Origin of the sequence: Streptomyces sp. SID12488 (assembly GCF_010548275.1) — a bacterium.
Classification (GTDB): Bacteria; Actinomycetota; Actinomycetes; order Streptomycetales; family Streptomycetaceae; genus Streptomyces.
This window is the reverse complement of sequence record NZ_JAAGLT010000001.1, coordinates 465,875-487,685: the sequence shown is the minus strand read 5'-3', so window position 1 is coordinate 487,685 and position 21,811 is coordinate 465,875. Positions and strand designations below refer to the sequence as shown.

General features: G+C 71.7%; 23 protein-coding genes and 1 pseudogene. 13 read left to right on the top strand and 11 right to left on the bottom strand.

Annotation, left to right across the window (positions count from 1 at the left end; genetic code table 11):
* Positions 1–16: 16 nt before the first annotated feature.
* Genes G3I56_RS02220 through G3I56_RS02180 form a run of 9 tightly spaced genes read right to left on the bottom strand, consistent with a single transcriptional unit; the run spans position 17 to position 10,673 of the window.
* Complete coding sequence (locus tag G3I56_RS02220) at positions 17–1,180, bottom strand: GNAT family N-acetyltransferase (protein ID WP_343239836.1); 1,164 nt, start codon at positions 1,178–1,180, stop codon at positions 17–19.
* On the bottom strand, positions 1,177–1,830 hold the full coding sequence (locus G3I56_RS02215; protein ID WP_164406810.1) for a lipopolysaccharide biosynthesis protein: 654 nt from the start codon (positions 1,828–1,830) through the stop codon (positions 1,177–1,179). The genes G3I56_RS02220 and G3I56_RS02215 overlap by 4 nt, the downstream gene beginning before the upstream one ends.
* Positions 1,827–3,011: a glycosyltransferase gene (locus G3I56_RS02210; protein WP_164407227.1), complete on the bottom strand. Its 1,185-nt coding sequence runs from the start codon at positions 3,009–3,011 to the stop codon at positions 1,827–1,829. Before G3I56_RS02210 ends, G3I56_RS02215 begins: the two co-directional genes overlap by 4 nt.
* A 5-nt stretch (positions 3,012–3,016) precedes the next feature.
* Positions 3,017–3,793 (bottom strand): polysaccharide deacetylase family protein, encoded by a 777-nt coding sequence (locus G3I56_RS02205; protein WP_164406809.1) that lies wholly within the window; start codon positions 3,791–3,793, stop codon positions 3,017–3,019.
* On the bottom strand, positions 3,753–5,492 hold the full coding sequence (locus tag G3I56_RS02200) for a lipid II flippase MurJ (protein ID WP_164406808.1): 1,740 nt from the start codon (positions 5,490–5,492) through the stop codon (positions 3,753–3,755). The genes G3I56_RS02205 and G3I56_RS02200 overlap by 41 nt, the downstream gene beginning before the upstream one ends.
* Before the next feature lie 35 nt (positions 5,493–5,527).
* Positions 5,528–6,865, bottom strand: coding sequence for an O-antigen ligase family protein (locus tag G3I56_RS02195; RefSeq protein ID WP_343239835.1), 1,338 nt, complete (start codon positions 6,863–6,865; stop codon positions 5,528–5,530).
* A 5-nt stretch (positions 6,866–6,870) separates the two neighbouring features.
* Positions 6,871–8,328 carry a sugar transferase gene (locus G3I56_RS02190; protein WP_164406807.1) on the bottom strand — a complete coding sequence of 486 codons (1,458 nt, stop codon included), beginning with the start codon at positions 8,326–8,328 and terminating at the stop codon, positions 6,871–6,873.
* A complete protein-coding gene (locus tag G3I56_RS02185) occupies positions 8,325–9,506 on the bottom strand; it encodes a glycosyltransferase (RefSeq protein WP_164406806.1) in 1,182 nt (393 codons plus the stop codon). Before G3I56_RS02185 ends, G3I56_RS02190 begins: the two co-directional genes overlap by 4 nt.
* A gap of 45 nt (positions 9,507–9,551) precedes the next feature.
* Complete coding sequence (locus G3I56_RS02180) at positions 9,552–10,673, bottom strand: DUF3344 domain-containing protein (protein ID WP_164406805.1); 1,122 nt, start codon at positions 10,671–10,673, stop codon at positions 9,552–9,554.
* Between the two features lie 358 nt (positions 10,674–11,031).
* Between G3I56_RS02180 and G3I56_RS02175 the strand changes: the two genes are divergently transcribed.
* The 7 genes from G3I56_RS02175 (at position 11,032) to G3I56_RS02140 (ending at position 15,780) form a co-directional block, all read left to right on the top strand.
* Positions 11,032–11,271 carry a chaplin gene (locus tag G3I56_RS02175; RefSeq protein ID WP_006382607.1) on the top strand — a complete coding sequence of 80 codons (240 nt, stop codon included), beginning with the start codon at positions 11,032–11,034 and terminating at the stop codon, positions 11,269–11,271.
* A 296-nt stretch (positions 11,272–11,567) separates the two neighbouring features.
* On the top strand, positions 11,568–12,464 hold the full coding sequence (locus G3I56_RS43520; RefSeq protein WP_239134639.1) for a hypothetical protein: 897 nt from the start codon (positions 11,568–11,570) through the stop codon (positions 12,462–12,464).
* Between the two features lie 228 nt (positions 12,465–12,692).
* Entirely contained in the window at positions 12,693–12,983 is a 291-nt protein-coding gene (locus tag G3I56_RS02160) for a hypothetical protein (RefSeq protein WP_164406801.1), read from the top strand.
* A 160-nt stretch (positions 12,984–13,143) separates the two neighbouring features.
* Positions 13,144–13,638, top strand: a complete 495-nt coding sequence (locus tag G3I56_RS02155) for a DUF5949 family protein (RefSeq protein WP_164406800.1) — start codon at positions 13,144–13,146, stop codon at positions 13,636–13,638.
* A 200-nt stretch (positions 13,639–13,838) separates the two neighbouring features.
* On the top strand, positions 13,839–14,348 hold the full coding sequence (locus tag G3I56_RS02150) for a hypothetical protein (protein ID WP_164406799.1): 510 nt from the start codon (positions 13,839–13,841) through the stop codon (positions 14,346–14,348).
* A gap of 108 nt (positions 14,349–14,456) precedes the next feature.
* Complete coding sequence (locus G3I56_RS02145; RefSeq protein ID WP_164406797.1) at positions 14,457–14,933, top strand: tyrosinase family oxidase copper chaperone; 477 nt, start codon at positions 14,457–14,459, stop codon at positions 14,931–14,933.
* Positions 14,917–15,780, top strand: a complete 864-nt coding sequence (locus G3I56_RS02140) for a tyrosinase family protein (protein ID WP_164406796.1) — start codon at positions 14,917–14,919, stop codon at positions 15,778–15,780. Before G3I56_RS02145 ends, G3I56_RS02140 begins: the two co-directional genes overlap by 17 nt.
* A gap of 87 nt (positions 15,781–15,867) precedes the next feature.
* Here G3I56_RS02140 and G3I56_RS02135 read toward each other — a convergent pair whose 3' ends face one another.
* Complete coding sequence (locus tag G3I56_RS02135) at positions 15,868–16,158, bottom strand: chaplin (RefSeq protein ID WP_164406795.1); 291 nt, start codon at positions 16,156–16,158, stop codon at positions 15,868–15,870.
* Positions 16,159–16,389: 231 nt separating this feature from the next.
* Between G3I56_RS02135 and G3I56_RS02130 the strand changes: the two are divergent.
* From G3I56_RS02130 to G3I56_RS02105, 6 genes and pseudogenes are all read left to right on the top strand, one after another.
* Positions 16,390–16,680 (top strand): annotated as a pseudogene (locus tag G3I56_RS02130) (DUF2087 domain-containing protein); the annotation flags it as partial.
* A gap of 346 nt (positions 16,681–17,026) precedes the next feature.
* Positions 17,027–18,226 carry an ATP-binding protein gene (locus G3I56_RS02125; protein WP_164406792.1) on the top strand — a complete coding sequence of 400 codons (1,200 nt, stop codon included), beginning with the start codon at positions 17,027–17,029 and terminating at the stop codon, positions 18,224–18,226.
* Entirely contained in the window at positions 18,223–18,624 is a 402-nt protein-coding gene (locus tag G3I56_RS02120; RefSeq protein WP_164313030.1) for a roadblock/LC7 domain-containing protein, read from the top strand. The genes G3I56_RS02125 and G3I56_RS02120 overlap by 4 nt, the downstream gene beginning before the upstream one ends.
* A complete protein-coding gene (locus tag G3I56_RS02115; RefSeq protein WP_164406791.1) occupies positions 18,621–19,001 on the top strand; it encodes a DUF742 domain-containing protein in 381 nt (126 codons plus the stop codon). Before G3I56_RS02120 ends, G3I56_RS02115 begins: the two co-directional genes overlap by 4 nt.
* Positions 18,976–19,569: an ATP/GTP-binding protein gene (locus G3I56_RS02110; protein ID WP_164406790.1), complete on the top strand. Its 594-nt coding sequence runs from the start codon at positions 18,976–18,978 to the stop codon at positions 19,567–19,569. The genes G3I56_RS02115 and G3I56_RS02110 overlap by 26 nt, the downstream gene beginning before the upstream one ends.
* Positions 19,570–19,768: 199 nt before the next feature.
* A complete protein-coding gene (locus G3I56_RS02105) occupies positions 19,769–21,130 on the top strand; it encodes a cytochrome P450 (protein ID WP_239134638.1) in 1,362 nt (453 codons plus the stop codon).
* A 112-nt stretch (positions 21,131–21,242) separates the two neighbouring features.
* Here G3I56_RS02105 and G3I56_RS02100 read toward each other — a convergent pair whose 3' ends face one another.
* Entirely contained in the window at positions 21,243–21,803 is a 561-nt protein-coding gene (locus G3I56_RS02100; protein WP_164406788.1) for a PadR family transcriptional regulator, read from the bottom strand.
* Positions 21,804–21,811 lie beyond the last annotated feature (8 nt).

The window sequence follows — 21,811 nt, the reverse complement described above, 5'->3', positions numbered from 1 at the left end:
GGTGGCGGCGGGTCGTTCACGATCCGCCGCCACCGTTTCCGGTTTCCCCTCCGCCGCCGTTGCCGCTTCCGCTTCCGCCGCGTTCCCGCAGCCGGCGCAGGAGTTCCTTGCCCCGGCTGCGGGCGGCGACATCGCACACGACCGCCGACATCAGCGGTGCCGTCAGCCGCCGGGCCAGCAACAGCCTTTTGTTGACGACGGGTTCGGGGCGCCAGTGGTGCTTGTACGGCTCGTCGCCGCGGAGCAGGCTCAGCGTGCTGTGCCCGCCCGCCCCGGTGTGCTGGGCGCAGGCGTCGAGGAGCATCACGGCGACGTCCGCCTTCCGTTTCCGCAGGCCCGGATGGGCGCCGTACAGATAGCCGCCCGCGAGGCGTCCCGACAGCAGCGTCAGATCGACGGCGACCACGCTGTCGTCGAGGCGGAACTCGGTGACCACGGCGTCCCCGGAGCGCACCATCGGCCCGACCGACCGGGCGAGGTGCTCACGGAACCGGGGCTGGAGATGTTCCGACGTCACCTTCCTTCCCTGCCACTGGAGTTGGTGCAGTTCGAGGAGGCGGGCCAGGGCCGCGTCGACCTCGTCGGGGCCGACGACGCGCCGCTCTACGCCGAGCGCGGTCAGCTTGCGCAGCTTGGCGCGGACCCGCTGGGCCTTGGCGGCGGGGAGCCGGGAGACCAGACCGTCCATCGACACGGCGGGCAGCTCCAGGCACACGGAGTCCCTGACCTGGCGGCGCGGACCGCGCCAGCGCTCGTACACGCGTTCGGCGGCGCCGCCGGGGCGGACCTCGCGCAGGTCGATCAGCGCGGTGCGCGCGGCGTCGGAGAGGCCCTCGGCGAGGGCGGCGGCGGCCTCGTCGGCCGTGTCGTCGTCGAGGAGCACGTCACCGTAGTCGGAGATCGCCCCGCCGAGCGGCACTAGGGCGGGCAGCGGGCGGTGTACGCGCATCAGCGGGGCGGCGGCCAGGAGTTCGCCCTCCGGATCGCGGACGACGACGACCCGCAGCCGGCCCGGGACGCCGTAGGACAGCCACCACGAGTGCAGCCAGGCATGGCTCTGGAACGGGGTCGCCGCGCCGCATCGCCGGTACAACCGGCCCCAGGCCGGAGCCAGTTCGGCGAAGGCGGCCTCGTCGCTGACGACTTCGGTGCGCAGGGCGCCCGTGATCGTGGCCGTCACAGCTGGCCATGTGCGTCGGCGGCGACGGCCGGGCCCGGTACGGAGGCCGCGAGCGCCGGTTCCTCGGTACGCCGTCGGGGCCGCACCAGCAGCACCAGCCCGCCGAGCAGCCCGCCCGCGCTCGCGCCGACCAGCCCGGTCACCGCGGCCGGGGCCGAGGACGGCTCGGCCGGCTTGGCCGCGCGCGAGAACTGGAGCAGCTCCACGTGGGTGGACTCCTTGGTGTCGTTCGCGTGCCGGGTGAGGGAGCGGGCCACGGCGTTGGCCATGTCGGCGGCGAGGTCGGGGCGCGCGGAGGTGGCCGAGACGGCGACCATGGGCGCGTCCGGCGAGGTCGCCGTCTGCACGCTCTTGCGCAGCGTCGACATCGGTACGCCCGCCCACGCCTGGGCGTCCCCGAGCACCGCGAGCTGCGTGGCGACCCGCCCGTACGCCTGCGCGAAACCGAGCGCGGACGCCGGGTCGGACTTCTCGGTCGGTACGGCGACGACGTAGCTCGTGGCCGTGTAGGTGGGCGCCTTGAAGGTGCCGTAGGCGCCGCCGAGGAGGCCGCCGAGCACGGTGCTCGCGGCGAGGAGGTACCACGCGGGCAGGACGCGGGTACGGGTGAAGGGAGTGAGGCGGGGGACTCTGCTGGCGTTCTCGGTCATGAGGATGGGGCTCCCTGGGGTGACGAAGACGGAGACGGGGATGGGGATGTGGGCGGGGTCGGGTTCATGGCAGGGGTGGTCGCCGCGTACACGTCCATGAGCTGGGCGGCGCTGCGCGTGATGTCGTAGTGGTGGGCGGCGGCGGGGGCCGTGCGGTCCCGTGGGCCCAGCGCGCGGGCCTCGGCGAGGGCGCGCGCGAAGGAGTCCGCGCCCCCGGGGATGCGCCGGGCGCCCTCGGCGGCCTCCGGGGGCAGGTCCTCGATCGCCGGGCAGGAGACGTACCGGACGGGCAGCCCGGCGGCCAGTGCCTCCACGACCGCGAGACCGAAGGCCTCCTCCGGGCAGGGGGAGGCGAGCAGGTCCATCGCGGAGGTGAGGGAGGGCAGGTCGGGGCCGGGGGTGCCGTCCGGTACGTAGGGCCGTTCGCCGGTGAACAGCACCCGGTCGGCCACGCCCGCCTCGCTCGCGGTGCGCCGCAGGACGTGTTCCTCGGGGCCGCCGCCGACGAGCAACAGCCAGTAGTCGGAGGGGAGTTGGGCCAGAGCTTCGATGAGGTCGGCGAAGCGCTTGCCCGGTGCGAGCCGCCCGACGCCGCCGACGACGTACGCCCCCTCGGGCAGCCCGAGGCGCTCGCGGGTGTGCCGGCGGGCGACCGGGTCGAAGCGGAAGCGGGTCAGGTCGATGCCGTTGGGGACGACCTCGATCCGGGGCGCGGGCACACCCCAGCGGCGGAGCCGCTCGGCGACCGTGGGGGACACGGCGACGGTGCTGCGGCCGAGCCGTTCGCTCGCGAGGTACAGCGCGCGGACCCCGGCGGTCAGCCGCCGCCCCTCCATCTGTGAGTCGCCGAGGGAGTGTTCGGTGGCGACGATCGCCCGTACGCCCGCGAGCCGCGCGGCGATCCTGCCGTACACGCAGGCCCGGTAGAGGTGCGTGTGCACGAGGTCGTAGCCGCCCGAGCGGATGACGTCGACCAGTCGGGGCAGGGCGGCGAGGTCGCGGTTGCCGGCCATGCCGAGGTGGACGACCCGGACTCCGTCGGCGACCAGACCGTCGGCGACCGAGCCCGGGTTGGTGAGCGTCACGACATCGCAGTCGACCGGCAAGTGCCGCAGCAGCAGCCGGAGTTGCTGCTCGGCGCCGCCGACACCGAGGCCGGTGATGATGTGCAGGGCCTTCACCGCCGTCACGCCCCCTCGACCGGTCGGCGCCGAAGCCGGTGCAGCCGGTACTTGAGATGGAGGCGTACGGAGGTGTCGTTCTCGCCGATGTGGACGCGGGGGAGGACATGGACGCCGTTGAGCGGGCCCGGGTCGATCGCGCAGCCGTATCCGTAACCGGCCGCCTTCACGGCATCGGCCGCCCGCCGGTCGACGGTCCCGTACGGATAGCAGAACCCCTGGACCGGAGCACCGCTCAACTCGGCGAGCAGCGCTCTGCTTTCGGCGACCTCGGCGTGCAGCAGCTCGTCGTCCGCCTTCGTCAGGTCGACATGCGTGAGCCCGTGCGACCCGATCTCGACACCAGCCCCGGCTACGGCGCGGATGCCCTCCGCCGTGAGCAGTGGCTTGCGCGGGCCCAGCGGATCCCAGACGTTCTCCCCGCCGAGCCGTCCCGGCAGGACGAACAGGGTCGCGCCGCACTTCCAACGCTCCAGCACCGGAAGGGCGTCGGTCAGGAAGTCGGCGTACCCGTCGTCGAAGGTGAGCCCGACGAGCCCGCGCCCCTCGCCCCGGGAACGGGCGGCGAGCAGCTCGGCCACACCCACGCCCCGCAGCCCGCGCCGGTCCAGCCAGCGCAGTTGGGCGTCGAGGCGCTCGGGCGTGACCGTGACGCGGTACGGGTCGTCCGAGCAGTCGCCCACCGAGTGGTACATCGCCACCCAGGGCACGGAACCCGCACGGGCGGCTCTTCGGTCACGGTCAGCGGACCCGGTCGCGGCGGCGGGTACGGGGGCGGGCATGGGAGCGGGTGCGCTTGCGGGCATGCGGAAGCCTTCGGGTCATGGAGCGTACGGAACGGAGTGCGAGGACGAAGCTCTGCACGGCCTGGGCCCGCATGAGCCGGCCGAGCAGGAAGTAGACGACGGTGACGGTCGCCGTACCGGCGGCGAGTCCCGCCAGAGGCCCGTCGATCCGGCTGGTCACGAACGCCCCCGCGGCCGTGGCGCACACGGCCGCGCGCACCGGCTTGCTCAGCTCGGCCAGCACCTGGCGCTTCCGGATGGGCACACTGCGCGGGCCCATCCCGTACAGCAGCAGGGCGGCCGACAGGGTGATCCCGGCGGCGTTGGCGGCGGCGATCCCGCACACCCCCCACGGACCGACCGTCCACGCGCCGATCCACGAGGTCGCGGCGATGCCCACGGCCATCGCGGCCAGCGGATACCAGGTCGGCCGGTTCGAGGAGAAGTACGAGCGGACGAGCGCGCCGACCAGGGTGTGCCCGAGCAGCCCGACCGCGTACACACGCATCACGGTGGCCGTCGCCTCGGTGTCCCGGGCGGTGAACGCGCCCCGCTGGAAGAGGAGTTCGATGACCTGCGGCGCACAGGCGACCACCGAGGCCGCACCGAGCAGCACCACCCAGGCGGCCAGCGCGATGTCCCGCTCCACCCGGCTGCGGGCCCGCTCGGTGTCGCCCTCCGCGATGGCCTGCGCGACCACCGGGAAGGTGACCGTGCACAGCATCAGCGACAGCGTCATCGGGATCTGCGCCACCTTCTGCGCGTAGTTCAGGTGCGAGATGGCCCCGGCGGGGAGCGTGGAGGCGAGGAAACGCTCGATGAGCACCTGTGACTGCCGGGTCAGTGCGAAGAGCAGCACGGGCGCGACGAGCGCGAACGCCATCGGCGCCCCGGACGTCTCCTCCAGCACGATCTCGTCCGGCACGGCAGACCGGCGCCGACGCAACTGCCGTAGAACAGAAGGCAGTTGGGTGACAACCATCAAGGCGCCGCCCACCGCCACCCCGACCGCCGCCGAGCGCACCCCCCAGCGTCCGCCCAGCACGAACATCGCCGTGATGATGCCGGTGTTGTAGGCCACGTAGATCGCCGCCGGCGCCAGGAAACGCCGGTGCGCGCGCAGGGCCGCGCTGCAGTATCCGGCGAGCCCGAAGCTGAGGACGCAGGTCGCGGTGAGGCGGGTGCAGTCGATGGCGAGCGACGGGTCGGGCAGGCCGGGGGCGAGTGCCTCGACCAGGTAGGGGGCGGTGGCGATCAGCAGCGCGCCGACCGCCGCGAAGGCCAGCGCCAGCCGGGGCAGCGTCGAGGCGACCAGCGCCCGCACCGGATCGCCCGGTGCACCGTGGGCGCGCCGGGCCAGCGCCATGCTGAACGCCGGGATCAGGACGAAGGCCAGCCCGTCCTCGATGAGGAGCGTCGCCGCGAACTCCGGCACGGTCCACGCGACCAGGAAGGCGTCCGTGTCACTGCCGGCCCCGAACAGCCGGGCCAGCGACTGGTCCCGGACCAGCCCGAGCAGAGCGCCCGCGACCGAGAGGACGGCCGTGACAAGCGTGGCCTTGGCGAGGAATTTCCTGGAGACGGGGGCGAGTCCGGCGGGTTGGTTGCCGGCGCTGCCCTCGTCGCCTTGCTCTCCGGCGCCGTCTCCGCTTTCCTTCGCGGCCGGTGCAGCGGCGCGTGCCGCGGGCAGCGTCACTCTGGTCTCTCCCTCGGTCCGAGGAGGCGTCGCGTTCATCGCGCCGAGGCCTCGGGCACGTCGTCGCCACCGACGAGGGCCCACCAGGCGACGAACCCGAAGACGACGGCGGTCAGCACGGTCGCGGGACCGCCGATGTCGGCGTACAGGAAGTCGATCAGCTGCCAGATCAGCAGCCCGCAGGCGGCGAGGGCGCAGTCGAGGCCGCCGGAAGCCGCCCGCCGGGTTCGCACCAGCCCCCGCAGGCCGCACACCAGCAGCGCCAGCCAGCTGCCCCCGAGGGCCAGCAGCCCGATGAGGCCCTGCTCGCTGAGCACCAGCAGATACATGTTGTGCGGGGACAGCAGCGGCTGCTTGCGGAACGCGGCGCCCGCGCCCTCCGTGTCGCTGCCCGAGGACAGCGCCAACGAGGCGTGTCCGTCGCGGTGTTCGGGGAAACCCTTCAACCCGACGCCGGTGAGCGGGTGTTCGCTCCACATGTCGGTCGCCGCCGCCCACATCGTGTACCGGTCGGTCACCGACTGGTCGGGCGCGTCCGTGACTTGGCCGATGCTGCTGATCCGCTCCTGGAGCATCGCCGAACCCAGGCCGAGGCCACCGACCAGGATCACCGCCGAGGCGGTCACCACCGCGCCCACCTTCAGCGCGCGCCGCATCCCGGCCAGCATCAGCTGCAGCGTGCAGGCCGCCGCCGTGGCGATCCAGGCGCCCCGGCTGAAGGAGACGGCGAGCGGGGCGAGCAGCACCAGGGCGCAGCCGGCGGCGACGGCCCGCTGCCGGGCGGCGGTCGACCCGAGGGCCAGTCCCAGCGCGCACATCAGCCCGAAGGCCACCACGGTCGCCATGCCCATCACGTCGGCGGGCCCGAAGGTGCCGACCGCCCGGATCTCCTCACCCTGGTAGGAGGCTCCGGTCCCGGTCACGAACTGGTGCACCCCGACCGCCCCCTGGAACAGGGCGAAGGCGACGAACGACCAGGCCAGCACCCGGAAGTCACGCCGGTCCCGGACCAGCAGCACCACGGACGCCGGGACCAGCACGAAGATCTGGAGGTAGCGTCCCAGGCCCCCGAGCCCGGCCGCCGGCGAGGACGCCCCCACGGCCGCGACCGCGAGCCCGGCCACCGGCATCCCGAGCACCAGGGCGGCCGTCCGGGACAGGGGACGCCGCCGCTCCCGTACGACGCGGATCGCGCAGTAGAGGACCACCAGCCCGGAGACGGCGTCGGCCGGGGTCGCGCCGCCGTCGGTGCCCTGCGTGGCCGGCAGCGCGAGCAGGGCGATCACCAGGATCACGGGCAGGATCGGAGCGAAGGACGCGATGTACGGGAAGGGCACTCGGCGCGGCAACGTCAGCGTGGGGCTGTGGCTCACTGCGCTCAGCTTCCTGTCGGGCGGACGAGCGTGGCGGCGGTGCGCAGCAGGATGCAGATGTCCTGCCACAGCGACCAGTTGTCGATGTAGGCGTTGTCGAACCGGCTGCGGTCCTCGATCGAGGTGTCACCGCGCAGCCCGTGGATCTGGGCGAGCCCGGTAATCCCGGTCTGCATCCGGTGGCGGGCCGCGTAGCCGGGGTAGGTCTGGCTGAACTTGCCCACGAAGTAAGGGCGTTCGGGCCTGGGCCCGACCAGGCTCATATCGCCCCAGAGGACGTTCCACAGCTGGAGGAGCTCGTCCAGCGAGGTGCGGCGCAGAAGGCGGCAGAACCAGTTCATGCGCTGCTCGTCGGCGACGCTCCAGCGGGTCGCCGACTCCATCTCGTCGACCGGGCGGTGGGTGCGGAACTTGAGGAGGGTGAAGGGCCGCCCGTCCAGGCCGATGCGCTCCTGCCTGAAGACCACACCCCGCCCGCCGGTCAGCCGCAGCACCACCGCGCACAGCAACAGCAGTGGTGAGACCAGCAGAAGCAGGGTGCCCGAGACCGTCACGTCGAGCATCCGCTTGCCGAGGCTGCCCGGCCGGTCCGGCACCATCGCGAGCCGCCGGCAGGAGAACCCGGCGAGCCGTTCGGCGCTCTCGTACGAGGGCGACTCGGCGTCGATCTCCCACACCGTGCAGCCCGACTCCGCCAACGCCCTCAGCAGCGGCCCCTGTTCGGCCCGTACGGAGGGATGGACGGCGAGCACGGCCCGGACGCCGTTCTGGATCAGCGCCCGCTGGACCTCCTCGCCGGTGGTCAGCACGGGCAGGCCCGCCCCGCCGTCCGGGTGGTCGGTGACGAGCCCCACCGGCCGCACCCCGCACGCCGGGTGCCGCAGGAACGCGGCGGCCACGCGCCTGGCGGTGCCGGCCGGCCCGATGACGAGGGCCGTGTGCGGGCGGCGCAACAGCGCCCGGCGCCGCCGCCGGTGGACGGTCGCGCGGCCCACCGCACTCGCCGCCGCCTGTACCGCGCAGCCCAGGACGAGGGTCCGCGCGGACAGCGCGTCGGCGGACGCGTACGCCCCGATCACGGCGGCCAGAGCCAGCCAGCCCATCGCGATCCGGCCGCAGACGGCGGGCAGTTCGTCGAGGAACGCGGGCACGGAGTCGGGCCGGTAGAGCGAGGCGCGCGTGTTCAGCACGACCACACCGAGCAGCAGCGCGCCGACGAGGACGGGGTGGCGCTGGGGCTCGGTCAGTGCCAGGGCGCCGATCAGGGCGGCGCTGCTGTCGACGGCGAGCAGTGGCAGCGGGGAGGCCGGCCGGGGCGCGGGGCGCCGCCCGGCCGGGAATCTGAAGCCGCCCGCCGACCCGCGGCGCGGGATGACCGAGACGGCCGACACTGACGACACTGACGAGAATCCGTGCTCCCGAGGCCCTCCGGCGGGGGAGGGGACGGTACTTTCCGCAGTCACGAGTGGATGGACTCCCTGTACTCGGCGCGCACGGGCCGCACGGCGTGCGCGGTGATCAGCTCGCGGTACACGCCCGCGACGGCCTCGGCACAGTGCCGTACGTCGTGCGCGGACAGGACGTGCCGACGCCCCAGTTGCCCCAGCGACTCGCGCAGCGGGGGGTCGAGCAGCAGTTCGGAGACGGTCCCGGCCAGCGCGGCCGGGTTCTCGGCCGGCACCAGACAGCGCGGTGCGAGAGCGGCGGGCAGAGACTCGCGTCCGCCGTCCACGTCGGTGACGACCACCGGCCGCCCGCAGCCCATCGCCTCCAGCGGCGCCAGCGCCATGCCCTCCCACCGCGAGGGCAGGACGACCAGATCGGCCGCCCGGTACCAGGGGACGGCATCGGTGACGGCCCCCGCGAACAGCACGGAGTCGGGGGCGAGATCCCGCAGCCGCTGGGCCTCCGGACCGTCGCCGACGAGCACCAGCCGCGCCCCCGGCACCCGCCGCGCGACCTCGTCCCAGGCCCGGAGCAGCACGTCCTGCCCCTTCTGCCGGCACAGCCGTCCCACGCACACGACCAGCGGGGCGGCCGGATCGACCTCCGCGAGCAGCGGAATCCCGGCCCGTACGGAGTCCACGGGAGCCGGGTGGAAGCGCTCGGTGTCGATCCCGTTCGGGATCACCCGCCACTGACCGGCGATCCCGGCGCGCACCCCGGTCGCCCGTTCGGCGTCGCTCACGCACACCACCCGGGAGGCCCAACGCGCGCCCCACCGCTCCCACTTGAGCGCCAGCGCGGCGGTGGGCCCGCCGACCGCCTCGAACGACCAGGCGTGCGGCTGGAACACCGTCGCCACCCGCCCCCGTACCGCCAGCCGGGCGGCGAGCCCGGCCTTCGCGCTGTGCGCGTGCACGACATCCGGCCGCACCGCCTCGACCACCCGCCGAAGCCGCCGCACCTCCCCGACGAGCGAGGGCCCCGGCGCGCGTGTCGCGTGCCAGGGGTGTACGTCGGCGCCGAGCGCCCGCAGCCGCGCGGCGAGGTCACCGCCTTCCGGGCAGGCGACCGTGACGTGCAGACCGGCGGCGAGCTGGGCCCGTGCCAGGTCCGTCATGACCCGGGGCGCCCCGCCGTCCACCGGCTGGGTGACGTGCAGGACCCGTGGCCCTGGGTCCGGTGCGATCAGTTGCATGCGCGGTTTCCTCGCTCACGGGTGGCGGTGCCGGACGCACCTCGGCTACTGCCGGGCGTCGACGGCCACGAAAAGTGCGCCGGCCCACGCCGCGTCCCGCTGGCAAACGAGCCGGAAGGCCAGCTGGTCACCACCGCGCCGCAGCGCCGTACCCAGTTCGAACACGTCCGAGTCGTAGCCGAGGGTGTTCGCGTACGCCGGAACACGCTCCGAGACGGCTCCGCCGATCGTGGAGTTCAGCACGTCGTCGAGGGGGTTGGCCGCGTCTCCCAGCGCGGTCGTACGCCCTGCGGCGGACACCGTCAGGGAGTCGCCGGCGCTGCCGCGGTCCCCGTTGTAGGCGACCAGGCCCGCGCGCCCGTTCGCGCCCGCCGGGAACTTCAGTTCGGCCAACCGGACCAACGTGCCGTCACCCTTCCGGTCCCCCAGCGCGTCGAACCCGTCCCACACGGCGAGGTGCCGCAGCGGTTCCGCCGCGTTCTCGTACGCCACGACCAGCGTCCAGCCGCCCCACGCCCCGGCCGCCGACTTCCCCATCGCCACGTTGACCTGCGCGACCGTGTACAGCCCCGAACCGCTGTCCCGGACCAGCTCGGTGACATCGGCGGAGGCCTGGAACGCGTCGGCGCCGTGCGCCACCCGGTGCCCGACGACCGAGTCCGCGAGCAGCACCTTGTACTGGCCGCCGGGCTCGGCGATGAGCACCCGCCCGTTGTCCTTCGGCGGCTTCTGCTCCCCGACCTTGAGGTTGCCGCCCCAGTACAGCCGCGCGTAGGAGACCTTGCCGCCCTGCGGCACCCGGACCTCCGCACGGCTGGAGTTGTACGTGTTCGGGTCGCTGTCGACATCGACGTAGAACATGTCCAGGTCGCCGTTGACCGCCGCCCTGGCGCCGCCCGTTCCCGTCACGAGGCTCTCGCCCCTGCGGATGCCCGCGCAGGTTCCGAGGGCGGCGCGGCAGCTGATGGACGCGTTGGCCGCGCGGACGATCCCGCCGTGCTGGAGAGCGCGGTACCGCTGGGTGAACGCGAGGCGCGCCGACTCCTTGCCGGGCTCCTGGCCGGCGGGCGGCGCGGCGGTCGCCGGACCTACCTGAGTCCAGATCGCGGCGAGGGCAAAGGCGCCCACCATTGCACGGCGCAGCAGAAGACCCGGGGAAACAGACATGACCGGCGTTGCCCTTTCGGGAAAAGGTCGGAAGAAGTCGGGAAAGGGGTCGTGGACCGACGGACGGACAATCTGGAGACCGCTTGTGTGCCCCAGGCGCCCCCGGCCTGTTTTGCGCGACGGATTCGGGGTGGCGATCGACCTTTTGGGCGGCTATGGGGCGACTGACAGAAGGTGAGTCACTCTAGCCGCTATGCGTATTTATTGGTGATTCATGGAGACTGTGTCGTAATCGTGCAGCCGAGCGATTCGAGAGATCACCCCATTGGCGGCACAACCCGGGCGCGTGCCACGCGTTGACACAGCGCCGGGCATCTCCGCCCGGCTGTTTGTGACAACTCCCAAGGAGCACTTCTCCATGTCGCGTATCGCGAAGGGCCTTGCCCTTTCCACCGTTGCCGTCGCCGCCGTGGCGGGTACCGCCGGTGTCGCCGCCGCCGACAGCGACGCGCACGGCGCCGCTGCCCACTCCCCGGGCGTTCTGTCGGGCAACGTCCTGCAGGTCCCGGTCCACGTGCCGGTCAACGTCTGCGGCAACACCGTCAACGTCATCGGTCTGCTGAACCCGGCGTTCGGCAACACCTGCGTCAACGACTGACATCAGTCGACGCTGACCCTTCTGCCGGCCGCTCTCCTTTCCAGGGAGGGCGGCCGGTTCGCGTTTCCGGCGTTTGCCCCGAATGGCGGCCCGGGCGGCCAACTCGCCGGGTGGGCCTCGATACAGGCCCTCACCAGCGATGACGCACGGGACGCGACCGACGGACCGTCACTTTGTGTGCCTGTCCGGTTGCATATGGCGACGGTGGATCTGACGGTGGATCCGACAGCTAACACACGGTCCGGCCTGGTCCGACACGGGTCACCGAACCACCGAACCACCGAAAGGAACCTTCCATGCGTGCTCTGCCCGCACGGCGTCTCGCCTCCACCGCGCTCTGCGCCACCTTTCTGCTCGGCATAGGCGCACCGGCCGCCCTGGCGGCGGGCGGCGACGCGGCCCGCGAGCGTGGCCACGCGGCTTCACAGGCGCCCGTCCCCAACGCCGACGCGCTCCTCGCGCAGGTGAAGTCGCTGGGTGACGTGGGCGGCGTATTGAAACCCGTCACCGATCTGCTGAATGCCGCACTCAAGGCGGACAACGGCCAGTTGCCGCTGGACGAGGCGACGAAGCTGGGCGACGCCGTGAAGGAGGCCATCGCCGCTGCCTCGGCGGCGGCCCCGGCCCCGGCCACTCCGCCGGTGGCGCTGCCGGCGACACCTGAGGTCCCGGCCACTCCGCCGGTGGCGCTGCCGGCGACACCTGAGGTCCCGGCGGCTCCGGCGCTGCCGACCACCCCGGCGCTGCCGACCACCCCCGCGCTCCCCACCACCCCCGCGCTCCCCACCACCCCCGCGCTCCCCACCACCCCCGCGCTCCCGACGACCCCGGCCCTTCCGACCACCCCGGCTCTCCCGACGGCGCCCGCGCTGCCGCCCGCGCCCGCCCTTCCGCTGAGCCTCAAGGTGGGCAAGGTGGGCAAGGGCCCGCTCGACATCAAGGGGGACGCGCTCGCCGCGCTGCAGAAGTCGGTCGACACGCTGCTCACGGCGGTCACGTCCGGCGATGCCGCGAACGTCGTCCCGGCCGTCACCGGCGTGTTGACGAGCCTCGTCGGTGTCGTCGCCGCCACCCTGCTCGGCGGCGGGCTGCCGGCGCCGGACCTGGCCGGCCTGCCGCCGCTGCCCAAGCTGCCCGTGGCGGTGCCGCCGCTGCCGGTCCCGGTGCCGCCCCTGCCGCTGCCGGCCCGCTAGGAATGCCCCCCGGTCGTCGTGCCGACCCCATCGGGTCGGCACGACGACCGTTCTTTTGCCCGTGCGTCAATTTCGTTTGTGCGTCAATCCTTTGAGACGCATTCCGTGTTCCGGAATCACCCGCACCGCAGAAATTTCTGCGTACAGGGTTTCCGCCGTGACCGGGGCTCGTTAGGCACGGCGACAGAATTCCCTCTGGTGACATGAGTTGCCGAAGAAAGGAACACGATGAAGTCCCTGAAGGCTGCCGCTGTTGTTGCCGGGTCCCTGGTCATCGCCGGAGCCGCCGCGCCCGCGTTCGCCTACGACACCGCCGACCTCACGCCCACCAGCCTCAACGGCGCCGTCAACACGCTCACCAAGGGCCCCCTCGACCCGGAGCAGCTGCAGCCGCTCCAGCACCAGTCGAACGCGCTCGACACCGAGAACAAGGATTCGGCGCTCAGCACGGTGAAGGGCGCGACGACCGCCCTCAACTCGACCGGCGGGCTGCTCGGCGGCCTCCCCCTCCAGGGCTGACACGGGTACCCGAGTATCGAAAGGACCGATTCCGTGCGGCGGAATCGGTCCTTCGCGTTGTTCGAGTCCCGTCCCTCTTTCGTGTGGATACCGGTGGGAAATCCCCCGGTCGAGTGAGAATGCGGCCGGACGCCCCAAATCCCGTCGATAAGGTTCCGCGGTGACCTCAACCTCAAGCGAAACGCGCCCTTTCCGCATCGCCGACCTGGGCACGCTCGTCGTGATGGCCTGGAGCGGTGAGGCCCCCGACGGCGACATGCCCTACCTCCTCGCCTACTCCCTCGGGGACGGCGAGGGCGGCCCGGAGGCCTCGGCCGTCGCCGTCGAGCAGCTCCTCGCCAACACCGGTCTGCCGGTCGGCGGCGACATCGTCGACGGCTCCACCCGCCCGAGCCTGCCGGTCAGCCTGCTCGTCGAGGCCGGTTCGGCCGTCCTCAACATGCCGCAGCTCAACGCCCAGTGCACCCCGCCCCCGGAGTGGCTCACCGCGGTCGCCGAACGCGGCTTCGCCTACCTGGTGTTCACCACCCGCGCCTGGCCCGAGGCCCAGCCCGGCAAGCCGATCGAGCCGGAGGCGCTGGCCGCCTTCGCGGGCGCCGAGGAGACCCTGACCGCCGCGGCCCACGTCATCCTCCCGGCCCGCAGCCTGCGCTGACGGCCGAGCAGACGGCAGCGGGGCGAGCGGTGCGGTCCGGGGCCCGGACCGGCGGGTAGGCCGTCCGAGCCGGGCCGCTCTTCCGGGCCGATCGGACGACTAATGCGCCACACGGGGGAATCTTGAGCTGATGCGGTTCCCAGGATCGTTACGCGATACGGACGAACACCCCCCGATTCCTGAAAAGGACCGTAACTGTCATGAAGTCGACCACCCGAATTCTTGCCGCCGCTGTCCTCACCGGCGTGGCGGCGGCGGTGGGCTCCGCGGCCCCCGCCGTCGCGGCCGGCACGGTCCCCGTACCCGTGCCGCTGGACGGCGTCGAGCAGTCCCTCAACATGAGCCTGCCCAAGGTTGGCGGTGAACTGCCGCTGCTGACGCCGGGCGTGCCCGAGGGACCGCGGTACGTCGAGGGGCGGATGATCCCGGACAGCGCGCTGCCGCAGGTGCCGATGGGGGCCGCGCTGCCCGGTCTGTCGGCCGAGACGCCGCTGCCGCAGGTGATCGGGAAGGGCTTCGACGAGGCGGCCGTCAGCCTCCCCGCGGCCGACCTGCGCACCCTGACCCCCGGCCTGTCCGTGGACACCCCCATGACCGCGTCGAACCCCGAGGTGTTCGGCCTGCCGACGCTCAAGGAGCCGCAGGCCGCCGTGCTCACCCCGCTGCTGCAGACGGCCCCCACGGGTGTTCTGGGACTCGGCTCGCTGTAAGTACGGGACCTGACGAACTGGACCCTCTGGGCCCGGGGGGCGACACCCGGGCCCGGTCGCCGGGCGGTCGCCGTTCCTGAACGAACCGAACGAGGAGATGGGGAGAGAGTGTTGTTCGTCAGCAGAGTGCCGCGGGGACCGGAAGGTCCCCGTGCCTGTTCCGGCACGCGGCGGGACGCGCTGCGTGCCCTGTGCGTGTCGGCCCTCGCCCTGGCGGTGGTCCCGGTCGTCGCCGCGGCGTGGCCCCGGCATGACCAGGACGCCGACGAGGCTGCGTCGTTCGACGAGACGTACCGGGGCCGCCGGCTGCGCGGCATGAAGACCGACGCCGGGCACGCGGATCACGTCGACCATATGGCGCAGGCCCTGCGCGCGCCCGGCGACGGGCGGTGGCACGTCACCGTGGACGGGCGGCCACTGCATCTGATGCGGCGCGCGGACGGGACGTATCTGAGCATGGTCGACCACTACCGCTCGTACCCCACGGCCCTGGAGGCGGCCCGCGCGGCCGTCGACGAGCTGGGGCCCGGGCGGCGGTTGACGGTCGACGGAGAGGGAGAGGACGGTCGTGGCGTACACGCGTAAGGACGTCAGCACGCTGACGCGTTCCGAGCGGCGGCGGTTCGTCGGGGCGCTGATGGAGCTCAAACGGCGGGGCGAGTACGACGAGTTCGTGCGCACGCACATCGAGTACTACGTCGCCGACGGCGAGAAGGGGCTGCGTACGGCCCACATGGCGCCGTCCTTCCTGCCCTGGCACCGGCAGTTCCTGCTGGACCTGGAGCAGGCGCTGCAGCGCCTGGACCCGTCGGTGACGGTGCCGTACTGGGACTGGACCCGGGACCGTACGGCGGCCGGCGTGCCCTGGAAGGATGACCTGCTCGGGGGCACCGGGCGCTCCTCCGACCAGCGGGTGATGACCGGGCCGTTCGCCTACGACCACGGTGACTGGACCATCAGGGAGAGCGTCACCGACGGCGACTTCCTCACCCGGGACCTCGGCCGCGCCCGCGAGCCGCTCAAGCTGCCGACCCGGAAGGACCTGGACTCGGCCCTCGACGATCCCGTCTACGACGTGTCGCCGTGGAACTCGACGTCCGCGAAAGGGTTCCGCAACAAACTCGAAGGGTGGGGCAGCGGGCGGGGCGCCCCGTCCTGGCGCAACCACAACCGTGTCCACCGCTGGGTCGGCGGGCACATGGTCGGCGGTGCCTCCGTCAACGACCCCGTCTTCTGGCTGCACCACGCCTTCATCGACCTGTGCTGGTCGCGCTGGCAGCAACGGCACGGCGCCCGCTATCTGCCCGACCGGCCGCCGCGGCCCGGCGACGCGCAGCGCGGCCGGGTCGTCGCCCGGCACGAGACGCTGCCGCCGTGGGACCTGACGCCGGACCAGCTGGAGGACCACAGCGACCTCTACCGCTACGCGTAGCGAGGAACTGCGCGTAACGAGGTGCGGACATGGAAGAGCCCCGACGGTGGGACCGTCGGGGCTCTTCCAGTGCTTGTGTGCTACAGATCAGTTGCCGTATCCGCCGGGGCCGGGGTTGCCCTTGTAGTCGTCGTGGTCACTGGCGTTGACGCAGGTGTTGCCGAAGGCCGGGTTCAGCAGACCGATCACGCTGACCGAGTTGCCGCACACGTTGACGGGCACGTGGATCGGGACCTGCAGGACGTTGCCGGACAGGACGCCGGGCGAGCCGATGGCTGCGGCCTGGGCATCCGCGTCGGCCGTGGCCATGCCGGCACCGCCGAGCATCACGGCACCGGTGCCGAGAGCGGCGACGGCTACCTTCGCGATGCGAGACATCACGTTCTCCTTTTGTTCGATGAGTGCGGGCACTCGACTCGCGCCCGCACTTCCCCTACAACGCGCCCGCTCACGCCTGGTAACGGCGTGCGGCCGGGCGTCACCCTTTTCGAAGCGCGGTGAGAGCAAAGGTGACGGGAAAAGTGGTGGGAGGCCGCTCGCGCACGGGTTAGCCTCGCGGACATGGCATCCGACCAAGCCGAGCAGATCGAGCGGCAGCAGACCGAGAACGTGTTGCGGACCTTCGTACGGGAGGACGGCCGGCTCGTGCGGCTGCCCGCCCGCTGGAGCCGGAAGCTGATCGTGCTCCAGCACATCGCCGACGAGACCTTCGAGCCCGGGATCGAGTACGCGGAGCGGCTCGTCGACGAGCGGCTGCGGGTGTGGTGCGAGGGCGCGAGCCGTATCGACCATGTGACGCTGCGCCGGTATCTGGTGGACCTGAACCACCTGCGGCGCAGCGGCGGCGTCTACTGGCGGCCCGCCGAGGCCGACTTCGGCGCCGCGGCCGACGCCGCCTGAGCTTCCGCGCACAGGGCCCGCTCCCCGGAGAACAGGGGGAGCGGGCCTTCGCGTGTCCGGACGGTATCGGGTCCATAACTCTCGTGGGCCCGTACGTGAATCCTGTGAAGGTCTCCAAGTGAGCCTAACCGGAACCTTTTTGACGCTCTTTTGACTGCTAAGATCATCGCACTTTCAGTAGGCTGAGGCGCGCCATGCGCACGGGGGCAGTCTCTACGGGCCCCATGCGAAGGAGTGGCTGAATCGGTCCGCCGGTAAGGTACGCCACCGGGCGAGGCCCGAGCTTGAGGCCAGGCCCCGTCGGACTGCAACTGCTCCTGTCGCAAGGCGACTTGAAGAGAGTCTCATGACGTCATTGATCCAGGATCCACTGCTGTGGATCTTGCTTGTGGTCCTGGTCGCTGCGGTTGTCGCAGTGATGCGGGCCCGGAGAACCAACATGGCGCTCCGCAGGAAGAACAACGACCTGCAGAGCGTCCGTGAAGCCGTACAGAGTGAGCGCGACCGCCTCTATGCGGAATACACCCAACTGAACGCACAGCACGCGGGCGATCTGGCGGCGGTGCGCAAGGACGCTGAGGAGGACACCAAGGCCGTCCTGAAGTCCGCGATGCGGACGCTTCAGGTGCTCGCCGACGAACAGCAGCTCATCATCGAGAAGTCGCAGCGCCGCTACGGCGACGACGAACAGGTCCTCGGCGACCTGATGATGATCGACCACACCAACAGTCAGTTCGGCCGGCGTGCACAGGGCATCGCCGTGCTGTGCGGCGGCTGGCTCGGCCGGCGCGAGTCCACCGCGTCCGTGTACGACGTCGCCCGCAGCGCACAGGGCCGCATCAAGCACTTCGACCGGGTCACCATCAACACCCAGGTGAACGTCACGGTGGCCAGCCGGGCCGTCGAGCCCATCGCGGTGGTCCTCGCCGAACTGCTGGCCAACGCCACCAACTACAGCGCGCCCGGCACCCGCGTCGACATCAACATCCAGGCCGTACCCACCGGTGTCTGCCTGATCGTCGACGACGCCGGACTCGGCATGAACACGGAGGAGAAGGCGCGGGCCTCCGTGCTGCTCTCCCCGCAGGCACCGGTCGACATCACGAGCCTCGGCGACCCGCCGAAGTTCGGCTTCGCCGTGTCCGGGATGCTCGCCACCCGGTACGGCTTCAAGGTCTCGGTCGATTCGGTGTCCCCCTACGGCGGCGTACGGGCGGTGATTCTCTTGCCAGAGAACCTGTTGACGACGGACGTTCCCGAGCCCGAGGGCGGTGCCGAAAGGGCCGAACCCCGGGCCGAGGTTCCGGTCGCCCCGCAGCGGCTGACCCCGGTGGCCACGCCCGGCGGACCGCAGCGTCCGATCGGGACGACTGCCGGCGGCCTGCCCAAGCGGCGGCGGCGCGGCAGCCCGGTCGCGGTGGTGCCTCCGCCGCCGGAGCCGGCGGAGCTGCACAACGAGGTGACGGCTTCACGTATTGGTGCGTTCCAGCGCGGAACGCTGCTCGGGCGGGACACGACGACCATGGAAGGACCACAGGACCAGTGAATCCCGATCTGTCGTGGGTGCTGAACGACGTGCTGCAGGTGCGCGGCGCCCGTCACGCGATCCTCGTCTCGGCCGACGGCCTCCTGCTGGAGCGGTCCAGTGACATCGACCGCGACGCGGCGGAGACCAACGCCGCCGCGATGAGCTCGATGCAGTCCCTGAGCCGGGCCGTCGCCCCCTTCGTGGGCTTCGGACTCGGTCTGTGGAAGCAGACGCTGATCGAGTACGACGGCGGCTGGATCTTCCTCATCGCGGCGGGCAGCGGCGCCTATCTCGCCGTGTCGGCAGCGCTGGACGTCGACATGGAGGCCATGTCGTTCCGGATGCAGCAGCAGGTGGGGGCGCTCGGCAAGGCGATGACCACCCCGCCGCGTCAGAACGCCGGTGCGGAAGCATGAACGCGCACGGCGAGGAAGCTCCGGTCACGGTCACCAGCGACTTCGTCCGCTCGTACGTCATCACGGGCGGGCGACGGCTGCCGACCGCCGACGACCTGTCCCTGCACACCCTGGTCACACTGGCTCCCGACCGGGAGGTGCCGCTCGGCGCCAGCCCCGAGGTACGGGCCATCTGGGACCTGTGCGGTGGCGGTTACCTCTCCGTCGCGGAGGTCGCGGCGCACCTGTCGCTGCCGGTGGGTGTGGCCCGACTCCTGCTGACCGATTTATTCGAACAGGGTCATCTCCTGCGCCGTGCCGCGCCCCCACGCGCCCAGTCCGTCGACAGAGGAATCATCGAAAAGGTGCTGCATGGACTCGAATCGCTCTACGGCTGAGACGATCTACGTCTCAGACGCGGTCACCACCACCGCGAAGATCCTTGTCGTAGGGCACTTCGCCGTGGGCAAGACCACGTACATCGGCTCGCTGTCGGAGATTGCCCCGCTGCGCACCGAGGAGAAGATGACCCAGGCGTCCGCCCAGGTGGACGACCTGAAGGGCGCGCCGGACAAGGTGACGACCACGGTCGCGCTGGACTTCGGCCGGCTCACGCTGAGCGACGAACTCGTGCTGTACCTGTTCGGCACGCCCGGTCAGCAGCGCTTCATGCAGCTGTGGGAGGACATGGCCCGCGGCGCGCTCGGAGCACTCCTCCTGGTCGACCCGTCCCGGCTGGCTGAAACGTTTCCGGTGATCGACCTGGTCGAGAAGTACGGCCTGGAGTACGCCATCGCGGTCAACACCTTCGACCCGTTGGCCGGCGAGTTCGACGAGGACGAGATCCGCGAGGCCCTCGACCTGCTGCCCGACACCCCGGTCGTCTACTGCGACGCCCGGGACCAGACGTCCTCGGCGAGGGCCCTGATCGCCCTCGTCCAGCACCTGCTCACCCGCGCGGCCTGAACCCCGGTACCTCCCTTTCGGGCCCCTCCCCGCACACGGGGTCCGGACAGGGGGGCCGGTCAGGGGTCCGGACCATCCGGACCATCCGGACCATCCGGACGACCCAGGCTGGCCAGGCCATCCGGAGAACAGCCGCGCACAAGGTTTTTCCTCACCCCCGTCCCCCGCCCCGACGCGCGGGGATCCCTAAGGAACCTTCATGGACACACAGCACGCGGGTGCCACGCCGAGCGCGCCCGCCAGATGCCCCATGCACGGCACCGACTTCGCCGCCGAGCCGCACCGTCTCTACGACCAGATGCGCACCCACGGTCCGGCGGCACCCGTCGAGCTCGCCCCCGGGGTGGACGCCACGCTCGTCGTCCAGCACGAGATGGCCCTCAGGGTGCTCCAGAACACCACCCTGTTCTCCCGTGACTCGCGCCGCTGGGCCGCGCTCAACGAGGGCCGTATCTCCCTCGACAGCCCGGTCCTGCCGATGATGATGTACCGGCCCAACGTCCTGTTCACGGACGGCGTGGTGCACCTGCGTCTGCGCAAGGCCGTCACCGAGAGCCTCGCCAAGCTGAGCATCAGCCGCATCCGGCGGGACGTCGAGCCCATCGCCGACTATCTGATCGACCAGTTCAGCGAGCGGGGCCGGGCCGACCTCCTCAACGACTACGCCAAGCTGATCCCGCTCCTGCTGTTCAACAAGATGTTCGGCTGCCCGGCCGACATCGGCGACCGCCTCACCTCCGGCATGTCCGCCATGTTCGACGGTCAGGACGACGCCCTCAAGGGCCTGGAGCAGGTCGCGACCTGCCTTCAGGAGCTGATCACGCTCAAGCGCCGCGAGCCCGGCGAGGACGTGACCTCCTGGCTCATCCAGCACTCCGCGGGCCTCAACGACGAGGAACTGCGCGACCAGTTGATCGTGCTGATGGGCGCGGGCCTGGAACCCCAGCGCAACCTCATAGCCAGCGCGCTGCTCCTGCTGCTGTCCGACGGCCCGTCCGAGCGAGGCAGCGGCATGCTGGTCGAGGAAGCCATCGAGCACGTGCTGTGGAACAACCCGCCCATCGCCAACTACGCGACGCACTACGCCCTGCAGGACGTCGACCTCGGTGGCGTCCCGGTCGAGGCGAACAGCCCGGTCGTCATCAGCTTCGCCGCCGCCAACAGCGACCCGGCCCTCACCGAGGCCCGGCAGCTGGCCAGCAAGGGCGCGCACCTGGCCTTCGGCGCGGGCCCGCACGCCTGCCCCGCCAAGGACCCGGCCCAGGTCATCGCGCTCACGGCGATCGAGAGGATCCTCAACGCGCTGCCCGACCTGACCCTCGCGGTCCCGCAGGACAGCCTGCTGTGGCGCCCCGGCCCCTTCCACCGCGCGCTGGCCGCGCTGCCGACGCGGTTCAGCCCGACACCGGCCACCCGGATGGCGGCGGCCCTGCGCAACATGACGCCGGCACCGGCGGCCGAACCGGTAACCCGTCCGGCACCGCAGCAGGCACCAGCGGCCCGTCAGGAACAGCGCAAGAAGGGATTCTGGAGCTCCTTCCTCGATGTCTTCCGGCTCTGATGGACAACTGCCCATCCACTTAAGCCGATTGAGAGCATCTGCTCGATCTGCTCGATCGGCCCGGTTGCCGTGAGCGCCCTGTGTCCGAGGTTCCGCCTCGGGGACGGGGCGCTCACCGGTTTTCGCCGGGCAGCTCCGCGAACTCCGCCAGGGCGTGCGTGAGCCACTGGGTCCAGAAGGTCTCCAGGTCGATGCCCGCACGCAGGACCAGGTGCTGGAGGCGGCCCTGGGGGCTGGTCCGAGTGTTGCCCGTACCCGGCCGGAAGTCCCGCTCCTCAATTTCCCGATACTCCGTCAACTGTTGCCGGTGCAGCGCGAGATGGCGGCGCAGGTCGGCCTCGATGCCTTCGGTGCCGACGACCGCCGAGGCGCGCAGCCGCAGCAGCATCGTGTCGCGGTAGGGCTTGGGGTCCTGGGGCGCGGCGGTCCAGCGGGCCAGTTCGGCGCGGCCCGCGGGCAGGACCTCGTAGCTCTTCTTCTGCCCGCGGGTCGGCTGCTCGGCGGGCAGGGCGCGGATGTGCCCCTCGGCCTCCAGTTTTCCCAGCTCGCGATAGATCTGCTGATGCGTGGCCGACCAGAAGTAGCCGATCGACCTGTCGAACCGCCGGGTCAACTCCAGCCCCGAGGACGGCTTTTCGAGCAGGGCGGTGAGGATCGCGTGCGGGAGTGACATGAGTTCAA